Source organism: Fodinibius sp. GM108 (assembly GCF_058386985.1).
In genome coordinates, this window is record NZ_JBYEIR010000013.1 from 1 (window position 1) to 22986 (window position 22986).

General features: G+C 40.2%; 16 protein-coding genes. 5 read left to right on the top strand and 11 right to left on the bottom strand.

Going from position 1 to position 22986, the window contains the following annotated elements:
- From ACT3ID_RS17795 to ACT3ID_RS17835, 9 genes are all read right to left on the bottom strand, one after another.
- Positions 1–1340, bottom strand: a 1340-nt coding sequence (locus ACT3ID_RS17795) for a M14 family metallopeptidase (RefSeq protein WP_491543416.1), incomplete at its 3' end; no start/stop codon positions are given.
- Positions 1341–1391: 51 nt separating this feature from the next.
- Complete coding sequence (locus tag ACT3ID_RS17800) at positions 1392–2711, bottom strand: Zn-dependent hydrolase (RefSeq protein ID WP_491543417.1); 1320 nt, start codon at positions 2709–2711, stop codon at positions 1392–1394.
- A 13-nt stretch (positions 2712–2724) separates the two neighbouring features.
- Positions 2725–3126 carry a cupredoxin domain-containing protein gene (locus tag ACT3ID_RS17805; RefSeq protein WP_491543418.1) on the bottom strand — a complete coding sequence of 134 codons (402 nt, stop codon included), beginning with the start codon at positions 3124–3126 and terminating at the stop codon, positions 2725–2727.
- A gap of 19 nt (positions 3127–3145) precedes the next feature.
- Positions 3146–4546, bottom strand: a complete 1401-nt coding sequence (locus ACT3ID_RS17810) for a cytochrome-c peroxidase (RefSeq protein WP_491543419.1) — start codon at positions 4544–4546, stop codon at positions 3146–3148.
- Positions 4547–4625: 79 nt separating this feature from the next.
- On the bottom strand, positions 4626–7940 hold the full coding sequence (locus ACT3ID_RS17815; protein WP_491543420.1) for an amidohydrolase family protein: 3315 nt from the start codon (positions 7938–7940) through the stop codon (positions 4626–4628).
- Between the two features lie 119 nt (positions 7941–8059).
- Positions 8060–9277, bottom strand: coding sequence for a RagB/SusD family nutrient uptake outer membrane protein (locus tag ACT3ID_RS17820; protein ID WP_491543421.1), 1218 nt, complete (start codon positions 9275–9277; stop codon positions 8060–8062).
- A 23-nt stretch (positions 9278–9300) separates the two neighbouring features.
- Positions 9301–12636 carry a carboxypeptidase-like regulatory domain-containing protein gene (locus ACT3ID_RS17825; protein ID WP_491543422.1) on the bottom strand — a complete coding sequence of 1112 codons (3336 nt, stop codon included), beginning with the start codon at positions 12634–12636 and terminating at the stop codon, positions 9301–9303.
- A 55-nt stretch (positions 12637–12691) separates the two neighbouring features.
- On the bottom strand, positions 12692–13702 hold the full coding sequence (locus ACT3ID_RS17830; RefSeq protein WP_491543423.1) for a FecR family protein: 1011 nt from the start codon (positions 13700–13702) through the stop codon (positions 12692–12694).
- A gap of 107 nt (positions 13703–13809) precedes the next feature.
- Positions 13810–14382, bottom strand: a complete 573-nt coding sequence (locus ACT3ID_RS17835; protein ID WP_491543424.1) for an RNA polymerase sigma-70 factor — start codon at positions 14380–14382, stop codon at positions 13810–13812.
- Positions 14383–15019: 637 nt separating this feature from the next.
- Between ACT3ID_RS17835 and ACT3ID_RS17840 the strand changes: the two genes are divergently transcribed.
- Positions 15020–15409 carry a LexA family protein gene (locus tag ACT3ID_RS17840; RefSeq protein ID WP_491543470.1) on the top strand — a complete coding sequence of 130 codons (390 nt, stop codon included), beginning with the start codon at positions 15020–15022 and terminating at the stop codon, positions 15407–15409.
- Here the strand turns inward: ACT3ID_RS17840 and ACT3ID_RS17845 are convergent.
- Positions 15389–15751 (bottom strand): hypothetical protein, encoded by a 363-nt coding sequence (locus tag ACT3ID_RS17845; RefSeq protein ID WP_491543425.1) that lies wholly within the window; start codon positions 15749–15751, stop codon positions 15389–15391. The two genes, ACT3ID_RS17840 and ACT3ID_RS17845, sit on opposite strands and share 21 nt — an antisense overlap.
- Positions 15752–15831: 80 nt before the next feature.
- Here ACT3ID_RS17845 and ACT3ID_RS17850 point away from each other — a divergent pair, with 80 nt between their 5' ends.
- From ACT3ID_RS17850 to ACT3ID_RS17860, 3 genes are all read left to right on the top strand, one after another.
- Positions 15832–17172: a DNA polymerase Y family protein gene (locus tag ACT3ID_RS17850; RefSeq protein WP_491543426.1), complete on the top strand. Its 1341-nt coding sequence runs from the start codon at positions 15832–15834 to the stop codon at positions 17170–17172.
- Positions 17173–17617: 445 nt separating this feature from the next.
- A complete protein-coding gene (locus tag ACT3ID_RS17855; protein ID WP_491543427.1) occupies positions 17618–18025 on the top strand; it encodes a TraR/DksA family transcriptional regulator in 408 nt (135 codons plus the stop codon).
- A gap of 382 nt (positions 18026–18407) precedes the next feature.
- The gene (locus tag ACT3ID_RS17860) at positions 18408–18680 is read left to right on the top strand and encodes a response regulator (protein WP_491543428.1); all 273 of its coding nucleotides are present in this window, start codon (positions 18408–18410) and stop codon (positions 18678–18680) included.
- A 184-nt stretch (positions 18681–18864) separates the two neighbouring features.
- On the opposite strand, the gene ACT3ID_RS17865 is transcribed toward ACT3ID_RS17860, so the two are convergent.
- Complete coding sequence (locus ACT3ID_RS17865) at positions 18865–21597, bottom strand: PAS domain S-box protein (protein WP_491543429.1); 2733 nt, start codon at positions 21595–21597, stop codon at positions 18865–18867.
- A gap of 540 nt (positions 21598–22137) precedes the next feature.
- Between ACT3ID_RS17865 and ACT3ID_RS17870 the strand changes: the two genes are divergently transcribed.
- Positions 22138–22605 (top strand): hypothetical protein, encoded by a 468-nt coding sequence (locus tag ACT3ID_RS17870; protein WP_491543430.1) that lies wholly within the window; start codon positions 22138–22140, stop codon positions 22603–22605.
- Positions 22606–22986: the final 381 nt, after the last annotated feature.

The following is a 22986-nucleotide window of genomic DNA, read 5'->3' on the forward strand; positions in this document are numbered from 1 at the left end:
CCGGCGGTAAATGCGTCTTCTGCACGGTGGATTTCAACTCCGCCCTGCTTAAGGATATTAACAAGCTCAACGGCTTCCCCCTCATCCCACTGCTCCGGAGGAATGACATAAGCAAAAGGATCACCAGAATTGCCTTCTTCAATACCATCGCGCCCCATGCTGTAAATATTGTAGAGGAACTGGCTTTTTCGTTCTGCAGTCATATCCAGCACGGCCATCGATCCCGTCAGCATATAGTCTACGGCATCCCGGAAATGCGACTCTCCTCCTTCCCAGGGATCGGGATAAAAGATATCCGTTCCGTCCGTGGGAATGCCGGCGCCTATTTTATCGGGCATAGAGTCCGGCTCATAAAATCGCGGGGTTGGCGTGGCATGGGCCGTTTCCGTAAGAATCCCGATCTGATTATGATAATATGGTGTGGTACGTCCGCCTCCATTCCAAAACATAGTATATGTGTTGTCAGAGACTACACCCGGCATGTCCTTGACCGCAAAGCGCTGGGCCATGGCAGCTCCGACTTGGTTTACTCCTGTAGTTACACCCGGATGGATATTGGGATTTACCGGGTCGGAGAAGGGAGGCAGAAAGATACGCGCCCACGAGGGAGCGGTCTGGTGGTGATTATAGACAATTTGCGGATACCACTCGTTATATAGCACCTCATTCACATGATAGGTTTCGGGCATATTATTCATGAACCAATCGCGATTGTTGTCATGCCCTACGTAGTGGTGATACAGCCACGGCGGACTCGTGGTCTCAAAAGGAGTGTCCAGATTCTTGCGATACCAGTTGGTCACGATATCCAACCCGTCGGGATTCATCACCGGCATCAACAGCGTAATAACGTTATCCCGGATCTTCTTCATTTCGTCACTTTCTTCCGTTGCAATTCGGTAGGCCAGCTCTGATGTCATTTGCCCGTGAGCCAGCTCAGTAGAGTGCATCCCTCCATCGATCCAAACAATAGCTTTTCCGTCTTTGGAAAGTTGCTTTGCTTCTTCGTCACTGATGCGGGCACGGGACAGTTTCTCGCTGATGGTGCGATACTCTTCCAGTTGCCCCATATTTTCTTCACTGGAAATGAACAACAAAATCATGGGGCGCCCCAACACAGACTCTCCGATCGTTATTTTTTGGACCCGGTCGCTGGCCTGATCCAACTGATCGTAATACTCCAGCATTTGATCGTAGTCAGCAAGTTTATAATCTGCACCAACTTCGAAACCATATACATCCGAAGGTGCAGGCACCTGACCATAAGCCGTCGTACCGACCATTGTCAGTATTAAAAATAGAATTGCCGTTTTGTAAATTGTTACCATTCGTTCAAACATACTACAATGTTTATAATTAATGTTTATAACCCTTACTCTTTGTGCTTATCCTCAATATTGTTCTTGATCTAATTTCAATAATGAATCTAGAAGCACATTTCCCCCTGATACAATATCATCTACTTCCGTAAATTCATTAGGAGAATGGCTTACCCCATCCTTACTGGGTACGAATATCATCCCAATAGGTGCAATCAATGCGATGCTTTGCGCATCGTGTCCGGCGCCACTGGGAATATCCGTATGACTAAGTCCTAAGGAGTTTGATGCTGCTCGAATACTTTGCATTATCTTTTGATTACAGATGGCGGATTGTGTTGTATAGATATGTGTAAAAGAGAATTTACAACTGGATATGTTACTCAATTTTTTAGATCGAGATTCAATTTCCTCATACAATGAGTCAATCTTGTTCATACTCAAATCGCGAATCTCTAACGTTAGTACGACTTTACCAGGTATTACATTTGGTGCATTCGGAAAAACTTGCAACTTACCTACAGTTCCAACATGAGTACCCGATTCATTACTTATGACCTCATTTACTATTTCCACAAAATGTGAGGATGCTAATAATGCATCCTTACGTTCTCCCATAGGAGTAGTTCCTGCATGATTTGCCTCTCCGTGTATAGTAACTCTCCAGCGTTTAATTCCAACTATGCCTTCAACAACTCCGATAGTTTTATTTTCTGCTTGAAGTACTTCACCTTGTTCAATATGGAGTTCAATGAATGCTTTAATGCTCGATGGATCCCTTTTAGCATTTTCTATATTGTCAGGATCCCCACCAACTCGTTTAATGCCATCCCAAATAGAATGCCCACTATAGGTTTTCATTGATAAGGCTTCTTTAGTGATTTCACCACTAACAGCCTTACTTCCTGTCTTACCTCCTTCTTCATTAGCAAAAACATATATTTCAATTGGGTGTCGGGTTTGATAATCACTCAAATTTAAACTTCGGGCTGCTTCAATAGCTGTAACCACACCTACCATGCCATCATAGTTACCTCCGTCAGGTACAGTATCAATATGAGAACCTGTTACAAGAGAAGATAAATTAGACTTTTGGCCTTCCAATCTACCAATTATATTTCCCGCACTATCTGTACTGATTGATAATCCTACTTCTTTCATTAATTTTCTAATGTACCCACGGGCACGTATATCCTCCTTGGTATATGCCAGTCGAGTAACACCTTCTTTTCTTTCTCCGATTTGGGAAAGTCTATTCAGATGTTTCTCTACTTTGGTTTTATCAACAGAAAGCTTTGGTCGGTTTTCTAACGTTGTAAGTTTTGACAGGTTAGGGGTTAACATCCATCCTAATGTACCTGTTATAATTCTGTTGAAATCTCGTCTATCCATTATCTTTTTTAACTTAGGGAGTAGGTTGTACCGGATCAGTTATAATTAAGACTGGTAGCTGATCTGAATGATATCCATGCATTGAACAGTGGTATGGATAGGTCTCCGCTTTTTCAAACTTTTTACTGTAAGTACCTCCCGGTGGTATAGTATCACTTTCAAACCATCGGCCGGAATCATCGGGTGTTCCACTACTCAATGCATGAGAAATGGTATCCTTATTTATCCAGGTCACTACTGCTCCGGGCTCAACATATTTATGAAATGGAGTACAGTGGCTACCATCTTGTATCCAAATTTCTGTCTCACCAACCTTTGTTTGTTCCACTTCACTAGAAGTATAAGTGCATGCCGTTATTAAAAAAGTAAGAATAAGTGATATGAAACCTAATGACTTACTGCATGAATGTTCCATAAGGAAATTGAACTTTGTTCTAATTACATCCTAAATGTATTTGAGACAGAGGATCATTATTCGGAAAACAGTTTCCGGAGGGCAATGAATCTGGTACATATCGTTGTAAATTTGGATCGTAAAGAGCTGACTCTAAAAAAGAGACAATCTGTGTTACTTCCTTGTTGGTCAAATTTAAAGGTTGGAATTGTTCAGCTATCTGTTTATCTGGAACAGCTTTATTAGCAGGAATCGCTCTATTTTTATACTCCACAACTTCCCTTAATGAAGTAAATGAGGAACCGTGTCCGTAAAAAGGTGAATCAATTAAATTATATAACTGGGGTGTTTTAAATTTATAGTTATCTTCAGGATTACCCGTAAAACTACCTCTTCCCAAGTTTACTCCTTCATTCGAAGCAACCGGTTGAAGGACTTTAGGACCTTTTAAATTAGGGAATCCCAATGCATAAAACTTCATGGAATTCAAAGCTGGCCCGGTATGACAGCTAACACACTGGGCTTTTCCAAAGAAAAGTTTGGCCCCCTTCTTTTCTACTTCTGCCATCGCATTCAAATTACCTCTCAACCACTTTTGAAACGGAGCCTGATTCGAAATCAAATTGCGCTCATAAGCTGCAATAGCAAGACCGGCAGTTTTAGTAGTAAATAATTTGTCTGGCTCTGCTTGTGGAAAAGCTTCTTTAAAAAGTTTCTTGTATTTAGGATTTTCAGCTATACTCGTATTTTTGATATCACTGAGTCGATGTACTCCTAAACCAGCAATTGCTTGGCTTTCCAGTCCTTCAAAGCCTAAATGATTAACTTCTTTTGGAGTTCCCTCTGTCCAGCTTGGTTCCGTACCCTTATTTACCCCGTTTGCACCAAACTGTCCATTCCATAACATAACCTCCTGCCAGGCAGTGTTCAAAGTTGTAGGTGATTTAACTGGTTGAATATCAAGCTCTTCTACAGTATAAATCTGATTCCTTTTTCGCATTTCCCCATGGTCTCCAAATCCAAGGCCACCTTCACCTATACCTTGTTTCCTACCAGCAGCAAAACCAGCCGCCGCATGATGGCATGACGCACATGAATATGTTGTCATACCTTCTTCTTTTTTCGCTTGAATACCCAATGCTGTTTCATGATATAATAATTTACCAAGTTTAACCTTGGGTAAATTCAGAGGATTTCTGGAATCTTGTGGTATGGCCTCGAAGTAATAGCTTGGAGGAAGTTTAAAGTATGCCAGCCCTCTTCCATCAGTAGCTTTTCGAATTATGTTTTCCAACTCTGAATCAATGTTTTCTGATTCTTCATTAATGCTACTCACGCTGTCACACGTAGTTAATAATAAACAGAGTAAGAAAAACTTTACTGATATCGAGAGTTGGCTTAAGCATGGATGTGTCCCCTTAGCAGTTGATAATTCATCCATAATCTTCCATTTAGTAAAAGTTGACTGCTTAGAACATTTGATTACTATCTAATAAAGTTAAGTTATCAAATAAATCTTCCTACTGATCCCACCAATCAATCGCACGAGTATCATCTAGTAAAGTCTCTTCATCAATCCAATACTTTTTGCCGAATTCTTTTTCTATGGGCCATACCTGATCCAAACTATTTGAATCATATAATTTACCACCTTTCATTACATATTTTATATCCTGAGTATTTCTGATATTATCCAGCGGATTTGAATTAAGTATTAACAAATCAGCAAGTTTACCCTCTTCAAGAGTACCAACATCATCTGTTGCCCCTAAAAAGTATGCCCCTTCTTTTGTTGCAGCTTCCAAGGCTCCCATAGGACCAAATGCTTCAGCAGCCATCCAGATCTCCCAATGTGGGGCAAGACCATGATGTTCCCCATGCCCTCCAATTACTGCGTGACCACCCTGGTTAACTATATCAGCAGCTGCCTGAGCAATTAGGGGATAGTTATAATCTGTCTCTGGTGCAACAGTCCTTCGCCTAAGAAATGTAAGCATCCGCCAAGGCATCCATATCTGTTGCTTTTCTTTCTGCCATACATTGGCATCAGCAAAAAACTTTCCAATATTTCCTAAACCATTACCGCCAACTACCCAAGTTGGAGAATAAACAGCATTAGCTTTTCCATAAAATTCAGCGTAATCACTATACATTGGATTAAAATCCAACGCATGTTCCCAACCAGTATGACCATCCATAATAACACTTAACTTCCAGTGCCCAGTTACCATCAAGTCTTCCTTCCTTGATGCATCGATAATCCACTGACGTTGGTCACGTCTGGGATGTGAGTACTGCTTAATCGCTACTGCCCCCCATGATTTTAATCTTTTAACATTGTCATGGGCAACTTTATAGCTTGTAATTTTATTATGACGAGCTCCATCCCCCTGATACAAAGGGTCTCCAGTACTAAATGTTCTTGGACCAGTGAGCCGACCAGCTTCAATTCTTTCGGCAGTAGGAAAAATATTTTGTGACCACATTGAATTATCTAAATTTGTAGTCACTCCATAAGCTAAATACATTGCAACTTCATAGTCATTTGGAGGTCTATGGCCTCTATTTTCCCGATAATGATGAGAATGCATATCTATTAGACCAGGTATAATAGTCTTACCACTAGCATCTAGAGAACGGTCCACATCAGTAGTATTACAATCATTTTGATTTCCCACACACTCAATCCGAGAATCCTTTATGACAATACTGCCATTTTCAATTATTTCCGGCTCGTTCATAGTTAGAATCCGAGCTCCTTCAATAGCAATAGTGCCATCAGAGTTATCTCTTGGCACTTTAAATTCAACACCAAGAGTATCTTTTTGCTCATAGTTTGTATCATAGGAGTAGTACTGATTTGAACTACCAAATTCGAGTACTGAACTACTCCACCACTTGGGAAACAGACCACCTGTATGTGAAAGTTGTTTTACAGGGAGATCTCCATCTCTTTTGTCAATAAATACCGGTTCATTACCAGTACCTATTTTCGGATATTTCGTCAGGTAAATATTATCTCCTTCCTGAAAGGCAACATGTTTACCATCAGGTGAGGGTACAACCTCATCCGCATATGGAAATATCATGTGGACTTTTCGATCACTACCATCAGGTTTAACTGAAACCAAGGACGTAACGATATCATCATCTATATAATCTTTTGTATCTTCAGTGTCTTCAGTAGGTTGGGGAAAATATATTCTCCCGTCGGGGCCATATGATGGTTGTGGGATAGCACGACGTGCGTGTTCTCCAGGGCTAGTCCCAGTTGGTTTAGAAATAGTCGTTATCTGATGAGAATTTCCTCCATCAGCCGGAATCTGCATTAATTTAAAAAAGGCATTATGAGTTACTGTACGACCTCTAGAAGTTGCCCCTCCACCTTCTACTGCTAATATATTTTTTCCATTGGGATTCCAAACTAAATGAGTATAAAATGATGCTTCTTCCGTTAACCTTTTTGGACTCCCGTCATCTACTGAGACCTTCCAAACATGACCACTATTCGATTCACTCAAGGTTGTAAATGCAATCGACCTGCTGTCGGGAGACCACACCGGAGAAAATTCTGCGTAGTCAAATGATTCAGGTGTCAAACGTCTAGGCTCTCCATCTGGATAATTCATTACCCAAATTTGACCAACAGCTTGAAAGGCGAGTTTTGAGCCATCAGGTGAACGCGTATGCCACCGTATAAATTGGGGCTGAAAAGGTTCATCTTTTATTCTAAAAGAGTTATAAGCCTGTTCAGAAATCCGCCGTTTAACCTTGGCCTTAAATGGTATTGTAGATACTTCACCTGAGCTCATATCCACCTTTCTTATTTTCCCACCCTGGGCAACTACAATTGATTGGCCATCGGGTAGCCAATCATATCGTGGGAGAATACTCCATCCTCTCCCTCCCTCCAATGCTACAGAAATAGGATCCATTACTTTTTGCTCAGCCCCGGTTTCTAAGTTTAGTACCCAAAGGGCAGTTCGAGGCCCAAATTTGTGACCTTTAAAAGAAATAGTACCATCCGGTATTTGTCTTCCGAATGCTAACCATTTACCATTTGGAGATATTTCGGGTGCATAAGCACCACCACTTGATAAACGTCCAGCAGCTGGTCCATTGGCGTTTCCGGAAGTAATATCAATAATTCTACCAGTCTCAAAGTTATATCTTCTCAATTGGAAATCACCATTCAATGCCTCTCCACCTCCAGGTGAAGCTTGAAAATATATATGGTTTCCATCATGTGATACTGAGGGCCATGTTTCACCGGAAACATCTTTACTAACCAATTCCACTCCTTTTCCTCCTTCACGATGATACATTGTTAAAGATCCAGACCCCCATTCATCGGTTTTCTCTTTCTTAACTATGACATATTCACTGTCAGGAGTCCAGGTTGGTAAACTAGTTTCAATATTTAGATCATTAAATACTGGTCTGGGTTCAGAACCATCACTATTCATTATCCACAGGTTTCGCTGGCCCTTGCGATCTGAGATAAAAGCAATATATTTGCCATTCGGTGAAATTTTCGGTTGTAAATTTATAGCTAGTCCACTTTCCTGAGTGATGCAAGTGGCTTCACCACCGTCGATAGGCATTCTATAAATATGGCCTAAGAGGTCAAACACTACCCATTCTCCATTGGGAGAAACATCAATTGACATCCATGTTCCTTCATCTGTTGTAAATTCAATATCTCTGGCATCTCCCAAAGGTTCAGTTATATCCCAATCATCACCTTGGCCGCTATCCTGTGCAAAAGACGTAAATGAGAATAATAGCAAGAAGAGGGTAGCTATAATCGAAATCCTTTTATGTAAATTATCCATAAGTTCTTTTCTTCGTAATTTTTGACATCTCATTCAATATTCTTTTCCCTTTTATACCTAAAGTCCTCTATATCAGAGTTAAAGCTGATATAGAGGAGACATTTAGGGAAGAACTATGCTTAATCGATGTTATCATTATTATTGCGCTCTTGGTCACTGTATGGGAAATATTTCCATTTATCTGACCCCAGATGCCACAATCCAAAGCGTCTTTGATCAATTAATCTTTGCCCCTCAGTGAAAAGCTCCTTATCTCTTTCTTCAATAATGACACTCATATCTATTGTATCAGTACTAGAATAGGGGGAAAGTCCATGACTACTTCTCACTTCATTCAGTAATGCTCTTGCATTATCTTCCGCATTTGCCCCTCCTTCCCGAAGTTCCAATTCTGCAAGCATTAGATGGTTTTCCTGCCAGCTAATAAAATTAATTGAAGTTCCCCTTTCTGGATACAAATCTTGAACATAATGATTGGTACCGCTTCTACCTTCAATTGTAACATAAGGTAATCTGGCAGTCTCATTAGGGTTATCATTGACATAATCCTTAAAACGTTGATCCCATCTCCATTGAATCCGACCTTCCCCACTAGCAAAGTACCACTCGTTCGTTGACTGGACATTATGAAGACTTGTAAATGGATCATCGCCTTGCTGAAGTCCTTGTTGAGCCGCTGCTATTGCCTCAGAATACTCTTCACTATAGAGATGAATACGAGCTATTGTCGAATAAATAACTTTGGTTTGATAAGAGTCCGCATAATTCAAAGCCTCTTGTAACCTAGATAAAGCTTGATCATACATTTCATCGGATGGTATGAATGGACCATTATCTATAATCCCTCCCCCAACATCAGGCTCTAAACCCATATATGAAGCATACCATGCTCTGGCAATTCCTCCAAAAAAGTTACCATAAAACATGGCTTCATTCTGCACATCCTGATATTCAGACGTGAACTCTATGTCACTAACTCGCGTTAGCAAGTTATCAGCCATAAATCTAAATTCTCCAAGAGGATTATTTATGGTGCCATCATCGCTGGCAAAATCTCCTCTTTCCAAACGATCATATGATGGGAATGTAGCTTGAGGGAGATCTCGATCAAAAACCTGCTCATCTGACAAACCACTAGCAGTTACTGTTAACTCATCATGGGTTTCAGCAAAGCTACCTTTTAGGCCAGTGATTAGAAAGGAAATTCTTTCTGGAGTATTGAGCTGATCATCAGGCAAAGTGTTTATAGGATCATCAACGCTTTGAACAAAGTCAGAGCATGATACTAATCCGATTAATACTGTAACCAATAATATATTTCTTAATAATCTAAACATAACTTTCCTCCTTTAAATATATATTAAAATCCCATATTGACAGTAAGATTATATGTCCTCGGATGTTGCAAGGATGTAAAATCTCTCCCCTGTCCTATAGTCCGAGCTCCCTGCCAATGCACTTCAGGATCTGGTCCTTCATACAATGAATAATTGTAAAGATTTGTGGCCGAGACACTAACATTCAACTCCCGAAATAAATCACTAGCACCAATCTGCTGCATAAGACCCATCATGTCATAACTTAAAGTTAACTCCCGAACCTTAAACCAATCCGCACGTTGAACATAACCGTAACCTGAACGAGGGTTCAGTAGGGCATATTTGTTAGCAGCTTCTTTATATGCTTCTGTACCCGGTTCAACTTGCTGGATATCTGGGAACTCTTCCTCCCAAACTCCCCGGAAACGATCATCGTTAATCCTAGCTCCTAATCGCAACCGTTTTGCATAGTTGCCGTAGCGTTCGGCAATCAGTGCCGTAGCGTTATGCACATATAAATCTAATGCCCATTCATTTAATACACGCAGATTAAAATCCTCCAAGAACCTAAAATCAATCGAGAATGAACCATTGTGCTTGGGATAGGGTGTCCCAACAAAAGTTCTATTACTGAAGGAAAGATCCGCCCCAGCATACGTCCCATCTTCGTTAAACAAAGCCCCATTATTTTCATAAGCATAAAAGGCAGATCTTGGCAAACCTTCTTTGACGACATTGTTCCAATCAAAAATGGGTTGTGCCTGCCCAAGTTCAGTCACCTCATTCTCTGTATAATTCCAAATTAGTTTTAAATTTAGTGCTGAACTCTCTGTCCGAAGAGCAGTAGCATTTATATCTGCCTCTAAACCTGAACCACTAACTTGTCCTACATTAAATGGGAGATTATCCGCGGTTAAACCAGTAGATGGCGATTGCTGATATTCCACAATAGATTCTTCAGCACTTTGCCGGTAATAAGTCAAATCTAACCCGATATTTTCAAAAAGTTCTGTTTCAACGCCGAATTCGAGCTCTTTGACCCGTTCTGGTTTAATTTCAGGATTCCCAATAATTTCCAAAGCTGCCCCGGCGCCATATCCATAGTTCGATGCTCCCCAAAGCCGACTAGCTCCATCATAAACATTAGGTAATTGTCCAGACTCCCCATAAGCTGCTCTTAACTTTAGAAAATTCATCACAGAAGGAAGAATATTAAATTTATCAATACGCACTGAAGCACTAGCCTTAGGATAGAAAATATTAGGGGCATCAGCTCCAACAGAACTAGCATAATCACGTCTACCACCTATGGTAGCATAATACGTATCTTCATAATTAAACTGATGCGACATGAAAATTCCGGCAGACCTTGTATGTAATCTTGTCTCATCAGCACCTAAAAATTCCTCACCCGCACCAATATTTGTTATGCCTTGTGCTGGGAAATTTTCTTTATCCATATTAAGCGTAGTTACTAGTCTGTTGAATATCTGAGTTCCAACAATTGAGGTTATTTCTAAATCAGGCAAAACCTGATATGAGTATCGGGCATTAAAATCATAGGTTTGTTGTTGGTTTTTTCGTTCGAAAATTTCTCTGGCTCCATCATCATCTCCACCATACGAATAACCATAGGGCTGAGTCTGATCTTCTCTCATATCAGATTCATCATGACCTACTGTTGCCTGGACTTCAAAGTTTTCCAAGGGAGTCCATGACAAATTTAGTGAACCTATAAAACGATTGGTTTTTAAAATATCTTCCCAAGCATAAACCGCCTCTTTACTACCAGTTTTGGACCAAAGTTGTTGGTCAGTAATAAATATTGTGTTATTTAAGGGGCCGAAAGCGTTATCTAACAACTGCCTATTGTTGTTGTTATTTGTGTAGCTTGTACTGACGCCTATTGTTAGATCCTCGTTTGGATAAGCATCAAAATTAGCACGTAAAGAGGTCCTTTTCATATCATTACCCCTTAATAAACCTTCTTCATACCTACGGCCTATGGAGGTATGGTATCTTACTATGCCAGAACTACCAGATAAGTTTATTGCACTCTCTTCAATTGCACCTTTTCTAAACTCTGCATTAGCACCATCCGCCGTAAGGAATTCATGCTTACTATAGGGTGTTTTTTGTTCATTATAACCCAAGGTAGTTTTTATTCCTACTTCGATTCCCTCTCCCTGGATATTTCTTCCTGACTTTGTTGTAATTAGTACAACACCATTAGATCCACTTGTACCATATAGTGCGGAGGCTGCAGGTCCTTTCAAGATATCAATGCTTTCTATTTCATCAGGATTTAAGTCTGCTAAGGTACCGAACCCTTGTCCTCCAGCTCCCAATCCTTCAACTTCAGAGTTATCCACCCGTATGCCGTCTATATATATCACAGGTTGACCAGTACCTTTAAGACCTCCACCAGATCTCATCTTAAATCTCATACCACTACCAACACTTCCAGAAGCTTTTGAAATATTTACTCCTGCAGCTTTTCCTGATAAAAGCCCTGTTAGTCCAGAGTATGATTGACCTTTGGTGAGCTCCTCTGCGTTTATACTGGAAACAGAGACTTCAGATACAGATTTTGAAGTTCTAGAGGCAATGCCTGTAACTACAACATCCTCCAAACCCGAAACATCTGCTTGAAGACTGAAATTAACGGTATTCTCTCCTTCTTCTACTGTGATACTCTTTGTAGATGTTTTAAAACCTATAAAACTTGCTTCTATGCTATAGGTACCTGTTTCAACATCCTCTATTGTAAATACTCCATTAGCATCAGTGGCAGCACCCGTGGAAAGTTCTTCAATAAATACATTAGCCCCTGCTAAAGGTTCATCAGTACTTGCATCCTTAACCTCCCCTGTAATTGTTCCAGTCTGTACATTTTCTCTAGGAATAATTCTATCATTCCAACGCATAATAACTAAAAACCCATTGGGCGAAATAGCATAACGAGTATCTGTACCACTTAAGAGCTGCCATATAGCTTTATTTACGGTAATCGACTCCGCCTCCAAGGATACTTTTTTTGATGCAGGAAGGACATTTTCACTAAACGAAAGCTTTAAATCAGCCTTTTCAGCAACTTTTTTTAAAGCGCTTTCTAAAGAAACTTCCTTTAAATTTAATGATATAAATTTGCTTAATACTTCTGATGATTTTTTATCATCATTGTTAAGATTGGTCTTTACAAGCTGTATATCATTTTTAACCAACTGCTTACTTCCTGACAGTTCATAACTTTGACCTAATATGCCGCTAGAACTGAAAATTAGTATAAAGCCAGCCATTGCTAGGGTGACTATCGACTTAATAAAAAGGTTACTGTATCCCGCTTTTTCCCAAATTTTTGTTAACCATCTTACCATAATATCCCCTTATTAGTTATTTGGTTGATATTTTGGTCAGTTTTGTTCATTAGTATTAGTTATAAAAGGTGACCGTCCTTTTATCCCTATTATATTTTAAATCCATTGATAGTGAAATAACATTTAAAACCTCATCTAAGGGTTCATCTTTGAATTCAGCTGTGAGCCGGCGCGAATATAGTTCTGAATCCTTCACTTTAATTGAAACATTATACCACCGCTCAATTTGAGACTTAATATTTCGTAAAGATGTATTGTCAAAAACCAGAAGATCTTCTGTCCATCCCGTATGAAGCTTCATATTTCTCACCTTCGTTATTATTGGTGAGCTTTCATCTCTTAATACTCCAGAAAAACCTTTACTTATAACACCTTTATTTTTGGAGCCACCATTTTTTGAACCCAAAAGAACCTTCCCTTCAGTAACTACTACTGAGACATCATTCTCATCGGGATAAGAAGAAATAATAAACTCCGTGCCAAGAACCTTGGTATAGGATTTATTTGCATGTACTATGAAAGGTTTTTCATTGTTTGGAGTAACATCAAAATGTGCTTCTCCCACTAAATAAACCTGCCTAACCCCTTCTGAGAACTGGTTAGATACCTTAAGTCTACTGTCAGAATTGAGAATCACATGTGTATTATCAGATAACTTAACTCTTGTCTTTTCCCCCTTCTGAGTTACAATTTCCTGCATCGTTAATTGTTCTTCAGAAACTTCTTTTGAAGTATCTACCTGATTCAGGAAAAGAAAAACTGAAAATAATAATACGGCAGCAGCAGCTACTGCTATAGCATAAAAGGAATTATTTGATTTCCTATTATAATTCGAGCGACTTTTTATAGATTCAGTTGGACCTTTCAATATATTTTTTTCAAATCTAACCCAGGCTTTATTTGAATCAGCTTCGAATTCATTCTCAGGTTCTACCTCCCAAATTCTCTCTATAGATTTTAATGACTGGCTATTTACAGGATCTGACTTAATCCAGTTAAGCACCTCCTCCTTTTCCTTTTCGGTGCATTCATTTGCAAGAAATTTAACTAGTAGTCTAAACTTCACTTTAGGATATTTTTCGTTTATGATGTCTCACTTCATTAGTTAAACGACTCCCAAAGTGGATACCCTGTAACTTTTTTTTAAAAAAATAGAATTTGTTATGGAGAGTACTATCCAAAGGAGGATAAAAATCCTTCAAGTTGGGTTCTGAGTTTTTTTAATGCTCGACTCATTTGAGATTCAACAGTTTTTATTGAAATATCAAGAACTGTCGCTATCTCTTTATAAGTTAACCCTTCTCTCCGGCTTAACTTATAAACCTTTTTTGCGCGGGCAGGCAGATTCTCGATTGCCTCATGTGCTTCTCTCTCAAAGGCTGATTTACCCTTACCTCTCTTTTTGGGTTGAATCTTCTTTTCCTTTAGTTTGGCAAACTTTTCAATATACTTCTGCTCCGTTTTCTCCTTCTTAATATTATCAAATGCCTTATTTTTTACACAGGTAAATAAATAAGATCGAAGGTTAATGGAAGTATCTAACTGTCCTTTAACCTTCCAAATATGTTCAAAAACATCTTGTACAATTTCTTCTGATCTATGCTTGCAACCCACATAAGTGTAAGCAAAGTTAGAAAGCCTCTGATAATATTTTAAGAAAAGCCTTTTAAAAGCCTCGTGATTACCAGCCTGTATAGCGAATAATAATTCACTATCACTAATAGCTTCCTCATCCCCATTACCCATATCTTTATCCCTAATTCAGAAATATTATCCTTGAATTTCCCAACCTTATCAAATAGTTAATATTTTCATATAACATATCTACCTTATTATGTTAAAAAATGTTAATATTTAATAAGTTCTTAGAACCTAGATTAGATACGGCATAAATAAAAACCGGTTCTTAAAGGTAGGAGGTTGGTTAATAGGGAAGTACCTGGAGGATATGAAAATAAAAATGATACTGCTTGCGGACCCTGGTTCAAAAGGCGGGGATAGGTTATGGAACCTAAATCCTAAAAAATTAGATTAACCACCTATATCCCTAATAAAAAGCTCCAAGACGGCATACCACAGGGATTATATCTGGTCAATGCGATGGCCTCACACTCTTGCCATAACAAATTTCATAACCCATTTTTTTCTTGATTAACATAACTCATATAAGTCAGTGTGGGTTATCCTCAAGTTTCTTATTTAGCTCATCTATGCTGCCATTTAACGAAGAGTTATCACTATCAGTTCTTCTAATAACTGCTCAATTCTCGGAGCTGCACAATCTCATCGTAAAAGCAAAAAAGGCAATTATGGCATCCATCCCCATCCCAGCAAGCGCAACCAGCTTCCCGGCTTTTATCCCAGCATACCCATTAAAGGTCGCATTGCGGCCGGTGGCATGCATCAGGCGATAAGCGAAAACCTGGGACACCGCCCGGTCGAAATTCACCCCTCCAAATCCGATCACTACTTTGCGTTGATCGTGGACGGGGAGAGCATGATCGATGCGGACATCCGCGACGGTGACTACATCATCATTGATCCACGTCCGCCAAAGGACGGGGAAATCGGAGCTATTCTCTATAACGGCGAAACCACGCTAAAAACCATCCGGAAAAAATCAGATGGCGTGCTGCTTCAGCCGGAAAACACCGCCTACGAGCCTATCTCTATTACTCCTGATGAGTGGGAAGAGATTACCGTCTTCGGCACCTTTGTTGGCAAGGCGTGGAAGAGCAACGGCAATTGGGGACTAATCTTCCGATCCGGATAAGCCGTTCCACTGGATTTCTACGTCCACTTCTTTCTCGTCAAAGAGCATCTGATCATCAAACTCATACAGCAAGATCCAGATGATTTTATCGGCATCATAGACCAGGTGAAAGTAGCGATCTTCGCTGGTGCAGATGACAAAATGGACCTGAATGCGCTTGCCTTTGCGCTGGGCATACGAGCGCCGGACCTGTTTGATCTCCAGGATCTCTCCTTTCTTACGCTGGACATACCTCGGTTCGATCCGCTTGTGCTCCCACCCGCTGTGGGAATGCTCCTCTGCGCCTTTGAAGCTGCGGAAGACCGAGTACACGTTAACTTTTTCTTTTAACACTGTTTGCATAACATGAATAATAAATTATTACTTCATATGTTTTTTCATGTATATTAACCATTGATGACCCTCAATATCAACTGTTTTTCATGCTAAAAGAGAGTGACATTGACCCCGGCACCTACAGCCCCGATGAAGATGTGCACAAGATTACCGACTACCGGTGCGTGAGCCGAGACATGCAACACAGTTCTATTAAGGAGCGTCTATATCTGCACTTGGATATGAACTGTTTTTACGCCCAGGTCGAGCAACAATGTTTTAAGCTCCATGGAATGCCCATTTACATTGGTGGATGGTATAAGGGAGCTAAAGGAATTCCAAGGGGTATTGTGGCAACAAGTTCTTATGAGGCCCGAGCACTCGGAATAAAGACAGCCATGAGCGCCTACGAAGCCGAACAGATCTGCCCGTATGTTATAGGCCTGCAGGCCGACTATGAGAAGTACAAAGGCATCAGCGGCCTTATTGAAGATGTATTGGAAGACTTCGCCCCCACGGTCGAAAAATACTCAATGGATGAATACTTCCTGGATATCAACTTTCTGCAGGGCAAGCCTCGATCGGAAATCGTCCGGTACGGGAAAGCGCTTCGGAATCTGATCTACAAAGAGATTGGCCTCGTCTGCTCTATCGGTATTTCCTTCTCGAAAACCTACAGCAAATTGGCCAGCGACATTAACAAACCCGATGGACTGACGCTAGTATTGAACAAAGAGGAAGCTTCTGATGTATTAGGTTCCCTACCCTTGGATGAAGTTTGGGGCGTTGGGCGAAAACGATATGCCAAACTTAAAGAAAAGGGACTCTTGACTATAGCAGACGGGATAGATCGCGGCTACCGAATTTTTCAGGATCTCTTCGGAGAATACTTTGGAAAGATCATGTATGAAATGGTGGCCGGCAAAGACCGGGCGCGGGTGCTCACCGACCAGCTGGCCACTAAAGAACAGCTCAACTACATGCATACCTTCAGCACGCAATCTACAAATGTAACCGAAATAAGTGGGGAGCTGATGAAAGGCATTTCCCGGCTCTGCTACCGCATGCGCGGATACCGGCTACGAGCCCGATCTTATTTTTGTTACCTGCGCATACAACACCGGGAGCATAAAGGCATCAGCTTTCGATTTAACACCGACGGCTATACCAACCTCGACGGATACATCCACCACGAGTGTATGAAGAAAGCACGTCCACGCATTAAGAACCTACTTAAGGGAGGCTACGCCCTGCGGGGCATTGGCATAGGAACGGTGAAGGTTGATCATTCAAACCAGCAAGAGCTGTTTTTCCGGGAATCCAGCCAGCAGCGCCGGGTCTGCCTCGTGAAGGATGCCATCAATAACAAGTTTGGTAATAACACCTTAACCAAAGCATCGATCATGGATTCGGTGAAAGGAAAGACGCATTTCCTGGAGCGTTCTTGAATTCTGTAGGTGATAGTTCGATGGACAAAACCTCCTTCAGCCGAACAAGTTTCGTACTACAAGTGAGCTAAGTATCAAGGGTTTGTTGAAATATCAGCCCGTCCAGTGCTATGTTTTGACTTACATTATCTGGATAATGTAAATGACGGAACCGGCTTCTCTGTAAAATAAGAGGAAAAGGTAGATCTAAAGAATATACGTCATCGCATGGAGCTGATTGGCGGGACATTTGAGGTTAAAAAGAAATCCAGTTTAGGAACATATGGTGCAAAAGCTACCTGCAAGATTCCGACCGAAAATGGGTAGAATTCCATATCAACCGAGTCAATTCGTAATACAAGAACTACATAAATATCAAAGAATATACTAGCATCTTAATACTGATGTTTTCCTATCCTTTACTTCCATTCTTGAAGTTATACGCAAAAATCCAATTAAAAGAACTATGGCAAAACAAAAAACTATTGACAATGAGAATGAACTTGTATCGCCCTACAATGATGAAGAACTGGAATATTTTCGGCAAAGAATTCTAAAAAAACGACGTGAAGCCACTAAGGAGTTGGAAACTCTAAAAAGCAAATTGCATGACAGAAGGGAGAATGGCACTGAGGAATCAGCATACAGTACTCATGTAGCTGATATGGGAAGCGAAGTTCATGAACAAGAGAAGACGTACATTCTTTGTAATCGATTAGAAAAGTTTACTCAATATTTGGACAGGGCTCTTCAGCGTATCGATAACAATACGTATGGTATCTGCAAAAAAACAGGTAATAAGATTTCAAAAGGTCGATTAGAAGCGGTTCCTCACACTCAACTTAGTATCGAAGCAAAACAGAAGCAGCGTTGAAAGAGTAAATTCTATGTGTATTCATTAAACATTATGAACTAATCATCGGAGAGAAGACCCAATAACAACTTACAAGCGACTACTGTGTAAATTCAACGCTTTTTCCTCAGTAACGACCTTTACTTCTGCTCATGTTTATAATCTTTATCCGCCGCTCGAAATAAATAATTCGTAAAAATATTGTGAGCCATAAGATCAGGTATTAATATGAGTAAAGGTGTTTCGAAGTAGAGTAGAATAATATTCCTCAGCCGGTTTAGAACTCTTGAAAAATTAGTTATCTGACCTAAGAGAGTTGGCCAACCTTGCGCTTAACACTTCCTCTCTCAGTTTTTCTAATCTTCCTATTGTCACTTACTATTTTTTATTTCCTTCAATCAACATGGAACAACAAAAAGAAATAACAGTGTTGCTTGTCGATGATCACCAGATGATTCGAGAGCAACTAAAAAAAATAATTGACAAGCAAGAGAACCAAACTGTAATTGGTGAAGCTTCTAAGGGTGAAGAGGCGATAGCATTTATACAAAAAAATGATCCTGATGTAATTATTCTGGATGTAAATTTACCTGATATGGATGGCATTGAAGTAACAAAGAAGATCACGTCCATTATGCCTCAAGCTGTTGTTATCATTCAAGTCCAGATATGGTAGATCGTATACAGAAAGCTGGCGCCTCGGCTTATATCAAAAAAGATGAAGCTTTTGAAAAATTAACTAATGCCATCCAAAAAGAAGTGAATTTCAAAAAATAAAATAAATATTCAATTAGAAGCAGTATTTCAAATAAAATAAGAAGAGAGATTAATACTTGTCTTCCAGCCTGTGCTTTTAAGTGCTATAACTCTAATGCAATGTCACGAATGGTTTCGCATAACGTCTCAAAGGCTTCATTTTTACTCAAATAAGCTGAGGCTCCCGCATTTTTCATATCCTGGATTACTTCGGGACTGTCATGAAGAGATAATCCAATGAGCTGCACGTTCGGCATTTCAGCTTTTATTTTCTGAGTCGCTTCAATCCCATCCATGAGCGGCATATTAACATCCATCACTATAACGTCGGGAAAAGTCTCACGGACTAATTCTACCGCTTCCTGGCCATCAGACGCTTCGCCCACTACTGTCATATCATCCTGTTTGTCAATCATCTGGCGAAGTCCCCGGCGTACCATATCATGATCATCGACAAGAAGAACCTTGATTTTTTCCCACAGCTCAGTTTGTCCCTTTCTTTTATCAGAAGGTGGAAGTGTTTCTTTATAATCTTGTTCTGTTTTATCCATACGTTCCTTCTTTTTGAGAGGGGCATACAGAACAGCCTTTGTACCTTTTCCCGGCTCGGATTGAATTTTAAAGTTACCTCCATACCAATCCATTCGCTCTTTTATATTAAACAGGCCGTATCTTTTATCTTCGGTTGGTGCCGGTCCATCGGCTGCCATATCAAATCCTTTACCATAATCTTCAACCGAAACAATTACCTGTGCAACTTCGCGCCTCATTTCAAGTTGAGCTTCATCGGCATCTGCATGTTTTAACACGTTCTGGAGAAGCTCTCTCACAGATTGATAGAGTACTGTCCTAAGCTCTTTATCAACCGGCTTTTGTTGTCCATCATCATTGATTGTGACATCAAGCCCCTTCTTTTCCGCATTTTTAGCGGTCCAGCGCAGTACTTCAGTGATATCATCTTTGTTCAAGGCCGGTGGTGGCTTTAACTCCACCATTAAATTTTGGTTGAATTTAAGAGCGTCATTCACCACTTCTTTCAACTCTTCCATTTCCGAAGTTGGTTGATCAAATAGTTGGCCATGTTGCAGGCTTTCCACCTTCATTTTAGCGACGGTCAGCAACTGACCCAGCTTGTCATGTAGAGCGGCAGCAAGCCGCTGACGTTCCTGTTCTTCAACCTTGTTCAACTTCGAAGCTAGTGATCGCAGCTGCTTCTGATAAGAATGTAGCTTCTTTGTCCGCTCCTCTACCCTTTTTTCAAGGGTTTTGTTCATTTCTTCCAGCTCCTGAACAGCCTTTTTACGTTCGGTAATATCAACCACAAACTCGACAACCTCATTATCAATTCTCCGAGGAGCAGATAACCCCCACCAGCGAGAACCATCTTTTCGCATATATTGCTTTTCATAGGGTTCGGTATATCCTCTTTTTTTAAGACCTGCAATTCCCTGTTCTGAAACAGAATAATACGCCTCCGGCGTCAGTTCCCGCCAAGATTTGCCTAAAATCTCTTCACGTGAATACCCGCACATATCCAGAAAAGCATCATTGGCTTCTGTGATTGTAAAATTTTCTCCGCCCCAGAAAACCACGCCTACAGTCTCAATTTCCAATGCAGTGCGGAGACGATCCCTATTTTTGCGAAGAGCCTGTTCAGTTTGCTTACGCTCGGTAACATCTCGCGTTGTCCCGGCCACGGCTTCAACGTTCCCATTTTCATCCAATACGGGGACAAAAATATAATCGTAGTAACGATCTCCGAGCTGATCATGCGGGAAAGTCACCTCTCCCTGCACTGGCTGTTTGGTGGCAACCACCTGATCAATTTCGCGCTCATGCATTTCGGCATGCCACTCTTCATAACCTATTTCTCGCAAGCCCTTTCCCCAATACTCTTCTCTTGAAAGTCCCCACATTTCCAGCAAAGCATCATTGGCAAATATAAAACGATAGTTGAGATCAAAAACATAAACCAGATCAGGTGTACTGGAAATAATAGCTTCATACAACCTCTTCTGTTGTTCAAACTGGGAAGATTTTTTTCTCAACTCTGTTTCTAATCTTTTACGCTTGGTAATATCTATAGTGAAGCAGCGCGTGTGAATGAATTCACCATCTCTTCTGAATACGTTTGAACTAATCAGGACATGCTGTATTGAACCATCTTTACATATCATCTGAGCTTCCAAATCTTGCAGCTTATCCTCCTCTGACAACTCCTGTAGTTTTTGGCTGATTAAATCTTGGTCGACATGGAATTCCGAAATATTGCGGCCGATATATTCATCACGAGAATACCCCAACATCTCCAGTTCCCTCTTGTTCACTTTAAGAATGGTTCCATCTGGTCCCAGCCAATGGATACCTACAGGTGCGTTCTCAACGAAATCAGAAATTCTTTCCCCCTGTAGTGGATTTTTCTCATCCGGCTTATAAGTTGCCACATGTGCGACAATGAAGATACCACTAACCACACCATTTTCATCCCAAAGAGGATTAAATGAAAAGGTTAAATTGTGTTCTTCGCCATCGAGAAAAGAAAACAGCTGACTGTGTGTCTCCCTTACCTCACCTGTTGATAAAACTTCTTGAAAATTATGATCAAAAAACTGCCAGTTATCTTCAAAAAAATCATGAGCTGGTTGCCCCAGTGATGAAGCATGAGTATCTCCGAGGAGATCTCTCCACTTATCATTGTATATAGTTAGAAGATCATCTCCCCAGCAAACGCAGGCAGGGTTATTTGAGCTCAAGCAAATATTTACAATTGATTGTAAATTCTTTGGCCATTCTTCTATGGCCCCCAGAGGAGTATCAGTCCAATTTTTTTCATTCATTTGGAAACTGGTATGTCAATCTTAAAGGGGAAAAGGGATATCACCTAAAGCAATAAAGCTAACCCAAAATCACAAGTTATAAGTGTTTTTGGTAGTTATTTTTTATACGTAAAAAAAGTATTCGAAATTTATTACAAATCCATTGCAAAAATGTTTTTAAGTAGCACCCTATTTTGCTACCATGAAAATTCTGTTTTTGAAATATATTTCTTTCTATAAAATGAAAAATATTTGTTGACTATAGTCAACAATATAAGCTATACTTGTTTATAGTCAATAAGATAGGTACGGGAATCTATTTAAAGCATTAGCTATAACTCCATCATAAAGAATACTCTCCAAGATTCGCTCATATAGAGAGTGTTGGTGGAATACGCGCCTTTCTCAATATGCTTAAAATGTTTCTCAGTGGCTTTTGCCGCTAATACGCCCCAGTTCAGTAGACAGATCTATCCGCAAGATTGTCATCCTTGGTAGAATCGATGCCATCGCACTGGCAGACTGGATAAAACAGTCATTCTCGAGACATGGGAGAAACAAATGAAAGAGATTGATGATACCCCGACCCAACTGGCCGCTATGTCTAGGAACGAATTCCTCAACAGCATCCCTCTCTTTTTAGATCAATTGTCTGCAAGTCTGGAAGGAAAGGAAAGATCTTTTAGTAGTATTGGCAAAGAACATGGGAGTCAGCGCTGGGAACACGGATTTGATCTTACAGTGACAATAAAAGAATGGAGTATACTGCAGAAGGTGATACAAGATAAAATTACCTCATTTTCTGAGGAGTATGAACCCTATACCCATTCGATACACCTAGCTCATAAAATATTGACAACTCACATTCAGCAGGCGATAGAATTTAGCATTAAAGAATTTAACCAATTGCAGCAAAGGAAATCTGAGGCCCAGTTACGTGATCTGAAATTAGCCTTGGAAAAACAAGCAGATATGTTGCGAAAGCATAATTTAAGAAGCACTTCTCACGACCTGAAGGGAATAATATAATTATGAAGAGTGACTAACAATAAGTTCTTCATAGATCATTAACAGCCCTTTACGGTCAAAGATAGCAGGATTAAATAAAATGCCCCACACTGGGAAGTGCGGGGCATATCTACAGGTAGCAACCACGACTTGAGGGTTGCTACTGGTAAGATCATTTTAAATGCCAGTCCTTACAAACTGATTTACCAATCCTTACATCTTAATTGCGCCTATATTCTTCGACCATTGATAACATTCGGAATTCGGATGTGTAGCTTTTTTAACAACAAACCCGCTATCAGCCTAATACTTTCTACTGAAAAGTTTGAAGTAAGGAAAATGGTATAATACTTATAAAACTATTCCATTTGAATGATGATCCTTCCCTTGTTGTTAACGAAG